13 protein-coding genes are annotated in these 14,102 nt (G+C 36.2%); 9 read left to right on the top strand and 4 right to left on the bottom strand.

Annotated elements, in window-relative coordinates; genetic code table 11:
- Positions 1-9 precede the first annotated feature (9 nt).
- The 9 genes from plsX (at position 10) to GYM75_RS10915 (ending at position 10,761) form a co-directional block, all read left to right on the top strand.
- Positions 10-1,056, top strand: a complete 1,047-nt coding sequence (plsX, locus tag GYM75_RS10955; protein ID WP_255556770.1) for a phosphate acyltransferase PlsX — start codon at positions 10-12, stop codon at positions 1,054-1,056.
- A gap of 4 nt (positions 1,057-1,060) precedes the next feature.
- Positions 1,061-2,014 (top strand): beta-ketoacyl-ACP synthase III, encoded by a 954-nt coding sequence (locus tag GYM75_RS10950; protein ID WP_220215975.1) that lies wholly within the window; start codon positions 1,061-1,063, stop codon positions 2,012-2,014.
- 35 nt (positions 2,015-2,049) lie between these two features.
- Entirely contained in the window at positions 2,050-2,985 is a 936-nt protein-coding gene (fabD, locus tag GYM75_RS10945; RefSeq protein WP_220215974.1) for an ACP S-malonyltransferase, read from the top strand.
- A gap of 19 nt (positions 2,986-3,004) precedes the next feature.
- Positions 3,005-3,739 carry a 3-oxoacyl-ACP reductase FabG gene (gene fabG / locus GYM75_RS10940; RefSeq protein ID WP_220215973.1) on the top strand — a complete coding sequence of 245 codons (735 nt, stop codon included), beginning with the start codon at positions 3,005-3,007 and terminating at the stop codon, positions 3,737-3,739.
- Between the two features lie 150 nt (positions 3,740-3,889).
- A complete protein-coding gene (gene acpP / locus GYM75_RS10935) occupies positions 3,890-4,123 on the top strand; it encodes an acyl carrier protein (RefSeq protein ID WP_220215972.1) in 234 nt (77 codons plus the stop codon).
- A gap of 161 nt (positions 4,124-4,284) precedes the next feature.
- A complete protein-coding gene (gene fabF, locus GYM75_RS10930; RefSeq protein ID WP_255556769.1) occupies positions 4,285-5,529 on the top strand; it encodes a beta-ketoacyl-ACP synthase II in 1,245 nt (414 codons plus the stop codon).
- Between the two features lie 165 nt (positions 5,530-5,694).
- On the top strand, positions 5,695-9,171 hold the full coding sequence (gene dnaE / locus GYM75_RS10925) for a DNA polymerase III subunit alpha (protein ID WP_220215971.1): 3,477 nt from the start codon (positions 5,695-5,697) through the stop codon (positions 9,169-9,171).
- A 240-nt stretch (positions 9,172-9,411) separates the two neighbouring features.
- Positions 9,412-10,371, top strand: coding sequence for an acetyl-CoA carboxylase carboxyl transferase subunit alpha (accA, locus tag GYM75_RS10920; RefSeq protein ID WP_220215970.1), 960 nt, complete (start codon positions 9,412-9,414; stop codon positions 10,369-10,371).
- Positions 10,372-10,392: 21 nt separating this feature from the next.
- Entirely contained in the window at positions 10,393-10,761 is a 369-nt protein-coding gene (locus tag GYM75_RS10915) for a diacylglycerol kinase (RefSeq protein WP_220215969.1), read from the top strand.
- A 70-nt stretch (positions 10,762-10,831) separates the two neighbouring features.
- Here the strand turns inward: GYM75_RS10915 and GYM75_RS10910 are convergent, their stop codons facing one another.
- The 4 genes from GYM75_RS10910 to metK are packed head-to-tail and all read right to left on the bottom strand — an operon-like array spanning position 10,832 to position 13,938.
- Entirely contained in the window at positions 10,832-11,674 is an 843-nt protein-coding gene (locus tag GYM75_RS10910; RefSeq protein ID WP_220215968.1) for a 23S rRNA (adenine(2030)-N(6))-methyltransferase RlmJ, read from the bottom strand.
- Positions 11,668-12,285, bottom strand: a complete 618-nt coding sequence (locus GYM75_RS10905) for a hypothetical protein (protein WP_220215967.1) — start codon at positions 12,283-12,285, stop codon at positions 11,668-11,670. The genes GYM75_RS10910 and GYM75_RS10905 overlap by 7 nt, the downstream gene beginning before the upstream one ends.
- An 8-nt stretch (positions 12,286-12,293) precedes the next feature.
- Complete coding sequence (locus GYM75_RS10900; protein ID WP_220215966.1) at positions 12,294-12,803, bottom strand: SprT family zinc-dependent metalloprotease; 510 nt, start codon at positions 12,801-12,803, stop codon at positions 12,294-12,296.
- The gene (metK, locus tag GYM75_RS10895; RefSeq protein ID WP_220215965.1) at positions 12,787-13,938 is read right to left on the bottom strand and encodes a methionine adenosyltransferase; all 1,152 of its coding nucleotides are present in this window, start codon (positions 13,936-13,938) and stop codon (positions 12,787-12,789) included. The genes GYM75_RS10900 and metK overlap by 17 nt, the downstream gene beginning before the upstream one ends.
- Between the last annotated feature and the right edge of the window lie 164 nt (positions 13,939-14,102).

Below are 14,102 nucleotides of genomic sequence, written 5' to 3'. Positions count from 1 at the left end.
GGTGACATTTTGGATAATCTAACCATCGCGTTAGATGCTATGAGCGGGGACTTCGGTCCTCGTATTGTTGTTCCTGCTGCAATACAAGCACTAAATCGTTATCCAAATCTTTCTATCTTTCTGGTAGGTAATCTAACAGAAATAAGCTCCTTTTTGTCTAAAGAAAATACCAAACTTATTGCACAGTATCAAAACGATAGTCGATTGGTATTGATAGAATCAACCACTGTGATTACGAATGACATGAAGCCATCTTACGCAATTCGCCATAGTCAAGGCTCTTCAATGAGAATTGCATTGGAACTTGTCAAAGAAAACTCTGCTCAAGCATGTGTTAGTGCAGGTAATACAGGGGCTTTGATGGGGTTATCTAAACTTTTATTACATTCTCTAACCGGTATTGACCGTCCCGCTTTGGTTGCGACTATACCAGCCTTAAATAATCAAGATACAGTTGTTTTGGATCTCGGGGCTAATGCTGAATGTGATAGCGATATGTTAGTACAATTTGCGATAATGGGTGAGATTCTTGCTAAGACTGTACTTAAGATCGAAACTCCACGAGTTGCATTACTTAACATTGGTGAAGAGGATATTAAAGGATTAGATAAAATTCGTGCAGCTGCGGCTGTATTAAAATCGAATGATCAAATTAATTATATCGGTTATTTAGAAGGCAATGATCTTTTAACTGGTAAAACCGATGTGTTAGTTTGTGATGGGTTCGTAGGTAATGTAACACTAAAAACGGTCGAAGGCTTAATCAAAATCTTTATGTCTTCGTTTAAGTTATCTTTGAATCATAATTCTTTTTTAATGAAATTACTGAGCAAATGGGTACAAAGAAAGATTGCAAAAAATTTTTGTTATTTGGATCCTGGGCGATATAATGGAGCCTGTTTACTTGGACTTCAAAGTATTGTGATCAAAAGTCACGGTAGTGCCAATCAAAAATCTTTTTTTGCAGCAATAGAACAAGCTATTTTGGCTATCCAAACAAATATACCAGAGAAGATTGCAACTAGTCTTTCTTCCGCACTACCTAAGAGCGAATAATTAGATGTATACAAAGATATTAGGAACAGGAAGTTATCTTCCAAAACAGATTCGAACCAACGCAGATCTTGAAAAAATGGTTGATACTAGTGACGAATGGATTACAACTCGCACTGGTATCAAAGAAAGACGTATTGCCGCTCCTGATGAAACAGTAACAACAATGGCTTATGAAGCGGCAATTAATGCTATTGACATGGCTGGTATCGATAAAAATGATATTGGTTTAATTATTGTTGCAACAGCTACTTCAATTAATGCTTTTCCAAGTTCTGCAACTGAACTACAAGCTAAACTTGAGATAGGCGATGTGATTGCCTTTGATGTATCAGCAGCATGCTCAGGATTTGTTTATGCATTAGATATTGCGGATAAATATGTAAAAAGTGGTGCAATCAAATATGCTTTAGTGGTTGGATCCGACATGTTAACACGTGGTGTTGATCCGGCTGACCGTGGGACTGTAATTATTTTTGGTGATGGAGCAGGTGCTGTTGTTGTCGGAGCATCAGAAGAGCCCGGCATTATTGCTTCACATCTACATGCTGACGGACGTTATGGCGATCTATTAAAATATCCCTATGTCGATCGCCGTAATATGAATGATCCTGTCTATATGACGATGCATGGTAATGAAGTGTTTAAAATAGCAGTTAAAGAACTCTCAAATTTAGTTGATGAGCTTTTAACTGAAAATGCTTTTAATAAAACCGATTTAGATTGGTTGGTGCCTCATCAAGCAAATTTAAGAATTATTTCAGCGACAGCTAAACGTTTAGATATGGATATGAGTAAAGTCATTGTAACGTTGGATAAACAAGGAAATACTTCAGCTGCATCGGTACCTTGTGCATTAGATGCTGGTGTCCGAGATGGACGCATTAAACGTGGCCAATTAATTCTATTAGAGGCATTTGGTGGTGGTTTTGTATGGGGCTCTGCGCTCGTTAGATTTTAACTAATCAATTATTTTAAGTGATCAAGGATTTTAAAATGACCAAATTTGCAATGGTATTTCCAGGACAAGGTTCACAAGCGGTAGGTATGCTAAAAGATCTTGCTGATAATTATCCAATTGTGAAATCAACTTTTGATGAAGCTTCACAGGTATTAGGCTATGACTTATGGACACTAGTACAAGACGGTCCAGTAGAAGAATTAAATAAAACTTGGCAAACACAACCTGCGTTACTTGCTGCATCTGTAGCAATTTATCGGGTATGGCAGAGTGTAAATGGTGCACAACCAGAATTTATGGCCGGTCATAGTTTAGGTGAATATTCGGCATTAGTTTGTGCAGGTGTTATTGATTTTAAAGACGCTATCAAATTAGTTGAATTACGTGGACAACTTATGCAAGAAGCTGTACCAACAGGTACAGGTGCCATGTATGCAATCATCGGGCTCGATAATGAGTCAATTCGTAAAGCATGTGAACAAGCCGCTCAAGGCCAAGTTGTTGCACCCGTTAATTTCAATTCACCGGGTCAAGTTGTTATTGCTGGTAATAAAGAAGCGGTTGAACGTGCTGGTGCTTTGTGTAAAGAAGCGGGTGCGAAACGCGCATTACCTCTTGCTGTCAGTGTTCCTTCTCATTGTGCATTAATGAAACCAGCAGCAGATAAATTAGCAATAGCATTAGATAACATTAATTTTAATACGCCAAAATTTGCGGTAATTAATAATGTTGATGTTAAAGTTGAATCATCTGCAGATCAAATTAAAGCAGCACTTATTGCTCAGCTTTATAGTCCTGTTCGATGGACTGAAACAGTTGAAGAAATGGCAAAACAAGGTATAACACTTTTAGTTGAAATGGGACCAGGTAAAGTATTAACAGGATTGACTAAACGTATTGTTGATTCATTATCTGCTTGTGCAGTCAATGATAAAGCTTCTTTGGATGTTGCGTTAGAAAATACTAAATAAAAATTTAAAAGAGGTAGTTATGAACCTATCAGGAAAAATTGCTTTAGTTACAGGTGCAAGTCGCGGAATAGGTAAAGCAATTGCAGAAAAATTAGTTGCATGTGGTGCAACAGTTATTGGTACAGCAACAACAGAAAAAGGTGCTGAAGCAATAAGCCAATATTTAGGCTCACACGGTAAAGGTTATGCTTTGAATGTGACAGATGAATCATCAATTGAATCGGTTATTGGCGCAATTAAAACAGAATTTGGTGATATCGATATTTTAGTTAATAATGCAGGTATTACTCGTGATAATCTATTAATGAGAATGAAAGAAGATGAGTGGCAAGATATTTTAAATACCAACTTAACTTCGGTTTTTCGTCTATCAAAAGCTTTGATGCGAACAATGATGAAAAAACGTTATGGTAGAATTATTACTATTGGTTCTGTTGTGGGAACGATGGGTAACGCCGGTCAAGCGAATTATGCTGCAGCAAAAGCAGGTTTGATTGGTTTTAGTAAATCGTTAGCTCGTGAAGTTGCGTCTCGAGGAATTACAGTAAATGTTGTAGCACCAGGATTTATTGCAACTGATATGACAGAAGCACTTACCGAGGAACAGAAAGCTTTAACATTAGCACAAGTCCCTGCGGGGCGTTTAGGTGAACCTGTTGAAATTGCTAATGCTGTTGCATTTTTGGCATCTGATGAAGCATCTTACATTACAGGCGAAACTTTGCATGTCAATGGTGGCATGTATATGGTGTAATTGATTTGAATAGTGTAAAATAAGTTAATATTTTGACGATTCGAACAAAAATTAAACAATTGGGTTGAAAAATGGTTTGCATCTTTTTCAACATTTTATAAACTTACATTCACCGCCACTTTCGGCGATTTTTATAGGAAAAAAAAGAGTATGAGCACTATTGAAGAGCGAGTTAAAAGTATTATTGTTGAGCAACTTGGTGTAAAAGAAGACGAAGTAAGAAACGAATCTTCTTTTGTAGAAGATCTTGGCGCTGACTCTCTTGATACAGTTGAACTTGTTATGGCTTTAGAAGAAGAATTCGATACAGCGATTCCTGACGAAGAAGCTGAAAAAATCACAACTGTTCAATCAGCAATTGATTATATTACTGCAAATCAATAATTTTAGCTGAGTTTTCGTGATAGGCGGTCAACTGATCGCCTAGTTCGTATTTATGTTTTTAACTTGTTGAAACATAATCGGCTTAGTATTCATTTTTAGAAAACTCAATGTAAAATTATCATTGATTCAAATTTCATCTCAATCCTTTTCTGGAGGACAATGTGTCTAAACGCAGAGTTGTTGTTACTGGAATGGGCATGATATCTCCAGTTGGTAATACAGTTGAATCCACTTGGCAAGCTTTATTAGCAGGTCAAAGTGGTGTTGAACTCATCGAACACTTTGATACAGCCCCTTTTGCAACGCGCTTCGCCGCGATGGTTAAAAACTTTAATGGCGAAGATTATAATATTTCACGTAAAGATGCACGTAAAATGGATTATTTTATCCAATATGGCATAGCCGCTGGTATTCAAGCAATGCAAGATGCTGGCATCGAAATTACGGAAGAAAATTCAGAACGTATTGGTTGTGCTATTGGTTCAGGTATTGGTGGTCTTGGATTAATTGAGGAAAACCATAGCGCGCTAATTAATGGCGGGCCACGTAAAATTAGCCCATTTTTTGTTCCATCTACTATTGTAAATATGATTGCTGGTCATTTATCTATCATTTATGGATTAAAAGGCCCAAGTATTACTATAGCTACCGCTTGTTCTTCTGGTGTCCATAATATCGGGCATGCAGCAAGAATGATTGCTTATGGTGATGCAGATGGTATGCTTGCCGGTGGCGGCGAAAAAGCAAGTACACCACTTGGTATTGGCGGATTTGGTGCGGCACGTGCATTATCAACTAATAATGAAAATCCTAAAGCTGCAAGTCGACCTTGGGATAAAGATCGTGATGGTTTTGTACTTGGTGATGGCGCAGGAATCATGTTCTTAGAAGAGTATGAACATGCTAAAAAACGTGGTGCAAAAATTTACGCAGAAGTTGTCGGTTTTGGAATGAGTGGCGATGCTTATCATATGACTTCACCTCCAGAAGATGGCAGTGGTGCGGCCTTAGCGATGAAATGTGCAATCCGTGATGCTGGTATTACACCTGAACAAGTTGGTTATATCAATGCGCATGGTACATCAACTCCTGCTGGTGATAAAGCTGAAACTCAAGCAGTGAAAAGCGTTTTTAAAGAAAATTCAAGCAAAGTAATGGTCAGTTCAACAAAATCAATGATTGGTCATTTACTGGGTGCAGCTGGTGCTGTTGAATCAATCTTTACTGTACTAGCATTGCGTGATCAAGCTGTACCGCCAACTATTAATTTAGATAATCCTGATGACGGATGTGATCTCGATTATGTACCTCATACAGCTCGTCAAGTTAAGAATTTAGAGTATGCACTGTGTAACTCGTTTGGTTTCGGTGGAACTAATGGTTCAGTGTTATTCAAAAAAATCTAATTTCTTATTCTGAAATTATTCGTCGGTAATTTTTATTATCGACGAAAGCCTTCCTGAAAATTATTTTAGATGTGTTAAATCTTATCGATAAAGAGAATAAGAATATTTATATAGCATGTGCTATAATCTGAAGTAAATTTTAAAGCAATATCATTACTGGAAATTATGGCAGAACCTCAATTTATTCATCTCCATTTACATAGCGATTTCTCAATGATCGATGGAATTGCTAAAGTTGGTACATTAGTAAATGAAGTGAGCAAGTTACAGATGCCAGCCTTTGCAATTACGGATTTCACTAATCTTTGTGGGCTAGTAAAATTTTATGGTACAGCAATGTCAAAAGGTATTAAACCTATAATTGGCGCTGATCTTGCTATAAAAAATCAACAAATGCCAGATGATATTTTTCGCTTAACTTTATTAGCAGCCAATAATGATGGATATAAAAATCTTACCTTATTGATTTCCAAAGCTTATGAAAGAGGTTACATCGGTGATATTCCGGTTGTTGATCAAGAATGGTTAACAGAGTACCGATCAGGATTGATTGTTCTAGCTGGTCGTGAAAGTGATGTAGGTATTGGTGTTATCCGTAATAATCAAGCAATAATTGACAGTGCTGTCCAATTTTATTGTGAAAACTTTAAAGACCATTTTTATTTTGAATTAGTACGCACAAAGCGTGCTAATGAAGAGCTTTTTATTCATAGTGCAGTTAAACTTGCTGAACAATATACATTACCTGTTGTGGCAACTAATGATGTAAGATTTTTAGTTCCTTCTGATTTTGAAGCTCACGAAATTCGTGTTGCCATTCACGATGGTAACACCCTTGAAGATCCTAATAGACCAAAACACTACTCAGCTGAACAATATTTACGTTCAGAACAAGAAATGTGCGAACTGTTTTCTGACATTCCAGAAGCATTAGAGAATAGTGTTGAAATTGCTAAACGTTGTAATGTGTCTATTCGATTAGGAGAATATTTTTTACCTAAGTTCCCAACAGGGAATATGTCTACTGAAGATTTTTTAGTTCACAAATCACGTGAAGGTTTAGAAGAAAGATTAGAATTTTTATTTCCAGATCCTAATGTTAGACAACAAAAAAGACCAGAATATGATGAACGTTTAGAAACCGAATTAAACGTAATCAATCAGATGGGTTTTCCTGGCTATTTCCTGATCGTCATGGAATTTATTCAATGGTCTAAAGATAATGATATTCCTGTTGGTCCCGGTCGTGGTTCAGGGGCTGGTTCTCTTGTTGCTTATGCACTGAAAATAACGGATTTGGATCCGTTAGCCTTTGACTTACTTTTTGAACGTTTTTTAAATCCTGAACGGGTATCAATGCCAGATTTTGACGTTGATTTCTGTATGGAAAAACGTGATTTAGTGATAGATCATGTTGCTGACATGTATGGTCGAGATGCGGTTTCACAAATTATTACATTTGGTACAATGGCTGCTAAAGCCGTTATTCGCGATGTGGGGCGAGTGCTTGGGCACCCTTACGGATTTGTTGACCGTATCGCAAAGCTCATACCTCTTGACCCCGGAATGACCCTAGCAAAAGCGTTTGAACTCGAACCTCAATTGCAAGAAATTTATGATAATAATGAAGATGTCAAATCGTTAATTGATATTGCCAGACAATTAGAGGGGGTGACACGAAACGCAGGTAAACATGCTGGTGGGGTCGTGATTTCACCAACTAAAATTACTGATTTCTCGCCGATCTATTGTGATTCTGAAGGTCATCATCCTGTTACACAATTTGATAAAAATGATGTCGAATATGCTGGACTAGTCAAATTCGACTTTTTAGGTTTACGCACATTAACCATTATCGATTGGGCAATCAAAATGATTAATGAGCGTCAAGCTAGAGAAGGTTTAGAAACGGTTGATATTACACGCATTCCGCTTGATGATCAGAAATCGTTTGATTTACTGTTAAATGCTGAAACAACCGCAGTTTTCCAGCTTGAATCGCGTGGTATGAAAGATCTCATCAGGCGTTTAAAGCCTGACTGCTTTGAAGACATGATTGCATTAGTCGCATTATTCCGACCTGGACCTTTACAATCGGGCATGGTGGATAATTTTATCGATCGTAAACATGGCCGTGAAGAGGTGTCTTACCCCGATATTAATCATCAGCACGAATCTTTAAAATCTATATTAGAACCTACCTATGGTATTATTCTCTATCAAGAACAGGTCATGCAAATAGCACAAACGTTATCTGGTTATACCTTAGGTGGTGCGGATTTATTACGTCGAGCTATGGGTAAGAAAAAGCCAGAAGAAATGGCTAAGCAACGTTCTGTATTTAAAGAAGGCGCTGAAAAGCAAGGCGTTGATGGGGAACTGGCTATGCGAATTTTTGATTTAGTTGAAAAATTCGCAGGTTATGGTTTTAACAAATCGCATTCGGCAGCTTATGCACTTGTTTCTTATCAAACTCTCTGGCTAAAAACACACTATCCGGCAGAGTTTATGGCAGCAGTTATGACGGCTGATATGGACAATACAGATAAAATCGTTGGTCTGGTCGATGAATGTCTACGCATGGGACTCAAAATTAATCCGCCCGATATTAACAGTGGCTTGTATCATTTTCATGTGAATGATAAAGGTGAAATTGTTTACGGTATTGGTGCAATAAAAGGTGTGGGTGAAGGTCCGATTGAGGCAATAGTTGAAGCGCGTAATAGTGGTGGATATTTTAAAAATATTTTTGAATTATGTGCCCGAACCGATATGAAAAAAATTAACCGTCGTGTTTTGGAAAAACTCACCATGGCAGGCGCTTTTGACAAATTAGGACCACATCGAGCAGCGATTTTAAATAGTATTAACGATGCTATGCAAGCAGCGGATCAATATGCTAAAGCACAAGATATTGGTCAAGAAGATATGTTTGGGGTTTTAGCTGAAGAGCCAGAACAAGTTGAACATGCTTATGCTGCCGTTCCAGAATTGCCAGAGCAAGTTTTACTTGATGGTGAACGCGATACTTTAGGACTTTATTTAACTGGGCATCCAGTTACACAATACTTGAAAGAGTTAAATCGTTATGCTGGCGGTTTACGGATCAGTGAAGCTTCTCCAACGGGTTGGGGAAAAATGGTTACTTTTGCCGGTATTGTTGTTGATGCAAGGGTTCGCATTACCAAGAAAGGGAATAAAATCGGTTTATTTACCTTGGATGACCGCTCAGGTCGTATTGACGGTATGCTTTTTACTGATGCACTGGAAAAATTTGAGCATTTATTGGTTAAAGATAAAATTTTAATTGTTACCGGTCAAGTCAGCCATGATGATTTTAATGGTGGATTCAAAATGACGGTACGTGATATGGTCGACTTAAAGGATGCTCGGGCGAAGTATGTTAAAGGTTTGGCGGTAACATTAACGGACAGTGAAGCTGATAGAGCTATGTTGCAGCGTTTACAACAACTATTTGAACCCTATCGGCATGGAAGTGTACCTGTAAATCTTTACTATCATAGGGATGATTCTATAGTAAGAATACAATTTGGTACGACTTGGCGAGTTATTCCAGAGGATGCCCTAATTGTAGAGCTTAAAACCTTGCTAGGTAATGATCGTATTGAATTTGAATTTTAAGAAAATTATAAAAAAATTATTTTTTTAAGAAATAAAGCAAAGATATAAATCTACATTTAAAGATAAAAATAAGTTGTTTATTATTAATGATGCTGTCGATAGCTTATAAATGTAGATGACTTTAATTAGTATTACATAGTAAAATTGACTTAATTTTATTTTAAGAATTAGTCTTTATACTATATTACGTAATGTATTTATAAGAAATACAAAATAAATTAAGAGGCAATCATAAGCGTTATGAACAATTTTTTGGAATTTGAAAAGCCGATAGCGGAATTAGAAGCAAAAATTAATTCCTTAAAGAATATTGATTCACAACAAGTTGAATTAGATATCAATTTAGATAAAGAGATCAAACAATTAAATAAAAAAAGTCGTGAACTGACAAAAAAAATATTTGCAAATTTATCCCCTTGGGAAATTGCTCAATTAGCCAGACATCCAAATAGACCTTACACGTTAGATTATATCAAAGAAATTTTTACCGATTTTGATGAGCTAGCTGGTGATCGTGCTTATGCTGACGATAAAGCAATTGTTGGTGGTATTGCTCGTATTGATGATCGACCAGTAATGGTTATTGGTCATCAAAAAGGTCGTGAAACAAAACAAAAAATATATCGTAACTTTGGTATGCCTGCGCCTGAAGGTTATCGAAAAGCATTACGTTTGATGCAATTAGCTGAGCGTTTTAAGTTACCCATTATTACTTTTATTGATACACCAGGAGCATACCCGGGTATTGGTGCTGAAGAACGGGGACAAGCTGAAGCGATAGCTAGAAATTTACGCGAAATGTCTCGTCTTAAAGTACCTACTATTTGTACTGTTATTGGTGAAGGCGGTTCTGGTGGAGCGCTTGCGATTGGTGTTGCTGATAAAGTGAATATGTTGCAGTACAGTACTTATTCGGTTATTTCTCCTGAAGGGTGTGCTTCCATATTATGGAAGAGTGCAGACAAAGCTCCTGTTGCAGCTGAAGCAATGAATATGACCGCAGATAAATTGTTAAAATTAAATTTAATCGATTCAGTCGTACCTGAGCCTCTTGGTAGTGCTCATCGTGATTATGTAGCTGTATCAGCTTCTCTAAAAAAACAGTTGATAAATGATCTTGATGAACTTGAAGCAATGGATTTATCCGTTTTACTTGAAAGAAGATTTCAACGCCTAATGAACTATGGTTATGCTAGATAATCATATTGGAATATTATTATTATGGAAAAAAAGACAGGTTTAAAACGTTTAATTAATGCAACAAAATACTCATTTAAAGGGTTTAAATCAGCGATAAAATATGAAACCGCATTTCGTCAAGAATTATTGGCGCTGATTGTGGCTTATATCGTGGTCATGTTAATTGATTTTACTATATATGAACGTATTTTATTATTGGGTTCAATTGGTGTTGTGATGATTGTTGAGCTTATTAACAGTGCTATTGAATGTGTGGTAGATAGAATCGGTAGTGAAAGACATGAGTTATCTGGTCGAGCTAAGGATTATGGATCTGCGGCCGTATTTTTATCGTTATTATTAACGGTAATTTTATGGATTTACTTATTTTCCTGCCACTTTTTTCCCTAAACTATTTCTAAATCATTAATAATTTGAATGATAAAAATGCGAGTTAAATACTCGCATTTAGTTCAGTTTTTTATTCCGATACTAGCTCTTTAATGGTGAAGTTCCCTGTTTTTTCTATATCCAACGTCTCTTTTAACCATGGCATAATTGATTGCATTTGCTCGTGTAGCTTCCAGGGTGGATTAATTACAATCATGCCAGATGCCGTCATTCCTTTTTGATTGTTATCAGGTTTTAATGCAAGCTCAAATTGTGAAATGCGTTTAATACCTAAATTCACAATTCCATCAATCATTTTTTGTGTTTGTGTTCGAGATACAACAGGATACCAGATGAGATAAATACCAGTTGCAAATCGTTTGTAAGCTTCATATATTGCCGTTGGTATTTTTTGATAATCATCTTTGATCTCATATGAAGGATCAATTAATATTAGTCCTCGACGTGAATCGGGAGGTAACTTTGATTTTAATTGTGCAAAGCCATCTTCACGTAATACTCTTGCGCGTTTATCCTTATTAAATTCCTGCCTTAACAAAGGATAATCGGTTGGATGTAATTCTGTAAGATTAAGTTTGTCTTGTTCCCGAAGTAGTTGTTTAGCAATGAGAGGTGAACCAGGGTAATACTTTAAAGTATCAAATGGATTGTAGCGCTTAAGAATTGATAGATAAGTATTAATTTGTTCTGGAAGATCTGGTTGTTGCCATAATAAATTAATCCCAGATAAATATTCTCCCGTTTTTTCAGCATGTTCACTTTTTAATAGATATCGTCCTGCACCACTGTGAGTATCTAAATATATAAAGGGCTTTTCCTTTTCTTTCAATGATTCAATGCATAGTGTTAATACAATATGTTTTAAAACATCGGCGTGATTGCCGGCATGATAGCTATGACGATAACTTAACATGACAAATTTAACCTCTTTTGTTCATTATTCTGCATATAAAATGTTGTTAATGCTAAACACAATAAGCATGGTACCTCCATCAATTCTTCAATAAGATCTTTTCGCTCTTTATAAATGACTAAAAATTGATGACCTATTCGGTAATGTTCGGCTATATCTGCTATTCCTAAGAAAAGAAAAGCTAAAAATATATGCCAAAAAGGGATTTTTTCAAATTTATAACGACGAGCGATTTCACGACGAATTGTTGGCAAAAATAGAGTAAGTAAAGGCATCGCAATAATAATAGTTGCAATAATTTTGTAATAAAATCGAGGAACTCCTGGAAAAAAATCACGTCCCCAACTAATGCCACGCCCAAAAAGCATAAACCACCAAAATATAGTCCAAATCCAAAACATATGAATATCGGGGGTGCTAGTGACTCGTTTAGCATAATGCCAAGTATATAAACACATTGATAATAAAAATAGTGATTGAATGTGTTCTATCAAGGTGACTGCTAATCCGTTGTATAAAGGTATGTAATAATTACCAACAATGTAGAAAAAAATGCCAAGAATAATAATAAATATTGAGCTTTTATAAAAATGAAAATCGAGTTTGCACATATAGTGTCTTATTCTGAAAATAACATTTTAAGTTTGAGTATAGTACCGCATTTGCGACACAAATAACTAATTTTATTATATTGAATTTTATTGTGCCTTATTTTTGATAGATGATGTTCTTGGCACTCACAAAAATATAAATAATATTCACGTTTTACCTCAAAATTGTGAGTGGTTTTTGGTCTTTTACCCAATACATTTGACATAACATGTTGCCATTCTTTCCCATGGGGTTTTACTTTGCCAAATTTCTTAAAAACAATCAGATGTGCTAACTCATGGGGCACAACTTCTTCTATAAATACTTGTCCATTGTCGGCAAGCATTGTTGAATTCAATTGGATTTCCCAACGCATGAGAAATGCACTTCCAGCTACACTTCCTTTAGGTTTGTAGATTATTTTAGGTTCTGAAAATTGAGTATTTAGCAATTGATTAGCTTGCGCTAAGTGTTTTCTTAGGCAAGCTATTACTTGGTTATGCAAATTTATGGGGATACGTTTAAAGTCCGGCTGCATCTCGTAATAGAGCCGCTTTATCTGTTTGTTCCCAAGGGAAAATATCTCGTCCAAAGTGACCATAACTTGCTGTTTTTTGGTAAATTGGTTGAATTAAATTCAACATTTTAATCAGTCCATAAGGTCTTAAATCAAAAAATTCCTTAATTAATGCAACAATTTTATCATGCGCAATTTTTTCCGTGCCAAATGTATTAACATAAATTGAAGTTGGATTTGCAATACCAATTGCATAAGATAGTTGTAATTCACATCTATCAGCTAATCCTGCAGCAACAATATTTTTTGCAACATAACGTGCGGCATAAGCAGCTGAACGGTCCACTTTTGAAGGATCTTTACCAGAAAAAGCACCACCACCATGACGAGCGGCTCCACCATAAGTATCCACAATTATTTTACGTCCAGTTAACCCACAATCCCCCATAGGTCCGCCAATAACAAAGCGCCCAGTTGGATTGATGAAATATTTAGTTCTGGAAGTTAACCACTCAGCTGGTAAGGTTGGTTTGATGATCTCTTCCATTACCGCTTCATGTAATGCATTTTGTTCAATATCTTCTGCGTGTTGGGTGGATAAAACAATTGTATCAACACCTTTAATTATGCCATTTTCATAAATTAATGTTACTTGGCTTTTGGCATCAGGTCTTAACCATGGAAGTATTCCTTTTTTTCTAACTTCAGCTTGGCGATGCATAAGATCATGAGCATAACTGATTGCAGCTGGCATAAAGTTTGGCATTTCATTAGTTGCATAACCAAACATTATTCCCTGATCACCTGCACCTTGCTCTAAAGGATCCTCACGATCAACACCTTGGTTAATATCGGGCGATTGTTTTCCAATTGCATTTAAAACAGCACAAGAATTAGCATCAAATCCCATTTCTGAACTGGTATATCCAATATCACTAATTGTTTTTCGGGTTAATTCTTCTATATCTACCCATGCTGAAGTTGTAATCTCGCCACCAACTAATGCCATACCTGTTTTTACATAGGTTTCACATGCAACACGAGCTTTCGGATCTTGCTTTAAAATAGCATCAAGTACCGCATCCGAGATTTGATCGGCAATTTTATCTGGATGACCTTCTGAAACTGATTCAGAAGTGAATAGAAATTCTGACATTCAATACCTTCTTAAATTCATTCGTACGAATAACATATAGACTCAAAATAAAATTTATTTTAGCAGTTTTACCATCTAGACGTCTAGTTAAAAAATCTTTCCAATATAACAATGACATTATTAGCTAGTAAATTTACTTGCATTAATTTTTAATCAATTTACGA

The sequence above is a fragment of the Gilliamella sp. ESL0441 genome, assembly GCF_019469185.1.
Taxonomy (GTDB): domain Bacteria; phylum Pseudomonadota; class Gammaproteobacteria; order Enterobacterales; family Orbaceae; genus Gilliamella.
This window is presented reverse-complemented; position numbering and strand designations above follow the sequence as displayed.

Bases quoted from the DNA above. Each gene is read 5' to 3' on its own strand.
- GYM75_RS10915 (WP_220215969.1), top strand. From the start codon at position 10,393: ATGGAAAAAAAGACAGGTTTAAAACGTTTAATTAATGCAACAAAATAC.
- acpP (WP_220215972.1), top strand. From the start codon at position 3,890: ATGAGCACTATTGAAGAGCGAGTTAAAAGTATTATTGTTGAGCAACTT.
- GYM75_RS10900 (WP_220215966.1), bottom strand. From the start codon at position 12,803: ATGCAGCCGGACTTTAAACGTATCCCCATAAATTTGCATAACCAAGTA.
- GYM75_RS10910 (WP_220215968.1), bottom strand. From the start codon at position 11,674: ATGTTAAGTTATCGTCATAGCTATCATGCCGGCAATCACGCCGATGTT.
- GYM75_RS10905 (WP_220215967.1), bottom strand. From the start codon at position 12,285: ATGTGCAAACTCGATTTTCATTTTTATAAAAGCTCAATATTTATTATT.
- metK (WP_220215965.1), bottom strand. From the start codon at position 13,938: ATGTCAGAATTTCTATTCACTTCTGAATCAGTTTCAGAAGGTCATCCA.
- fabG (WP_220215973.1), top strand. From the start codon at position 3,005: ATGAACCTATCAGGAAAAATTGCTTTAGTTACAGGTGCAAGTCGCGGA.
- fabD (WP_220215974.1), top strand. From the start codon at position 2,050: ATGACCAAATTTGCAATGGTATTTCCAGGACAAGGTTCACAAGCGGTA.
- accA (WP_220215970.1), top strand. From the start codon at position 9,412: ATGAACAATTTTTTGGAATTTGAAAAGCCGATAGCGGAATTAGAAGCA.
- dnaE (WP_220215971.1), top strand. From the start codon at position 5,695: ATGGCAGAACCTCAATTTATTCATCTCCATTTACATAGCGATTTCTCA.
- GYM75_RS10950 (WP_220215975.1), top strand. From the start codon at position 1,061: ATGTATACAAAGATATTAGGAACAGGAAGTTATCTTCCAAAACAGATT.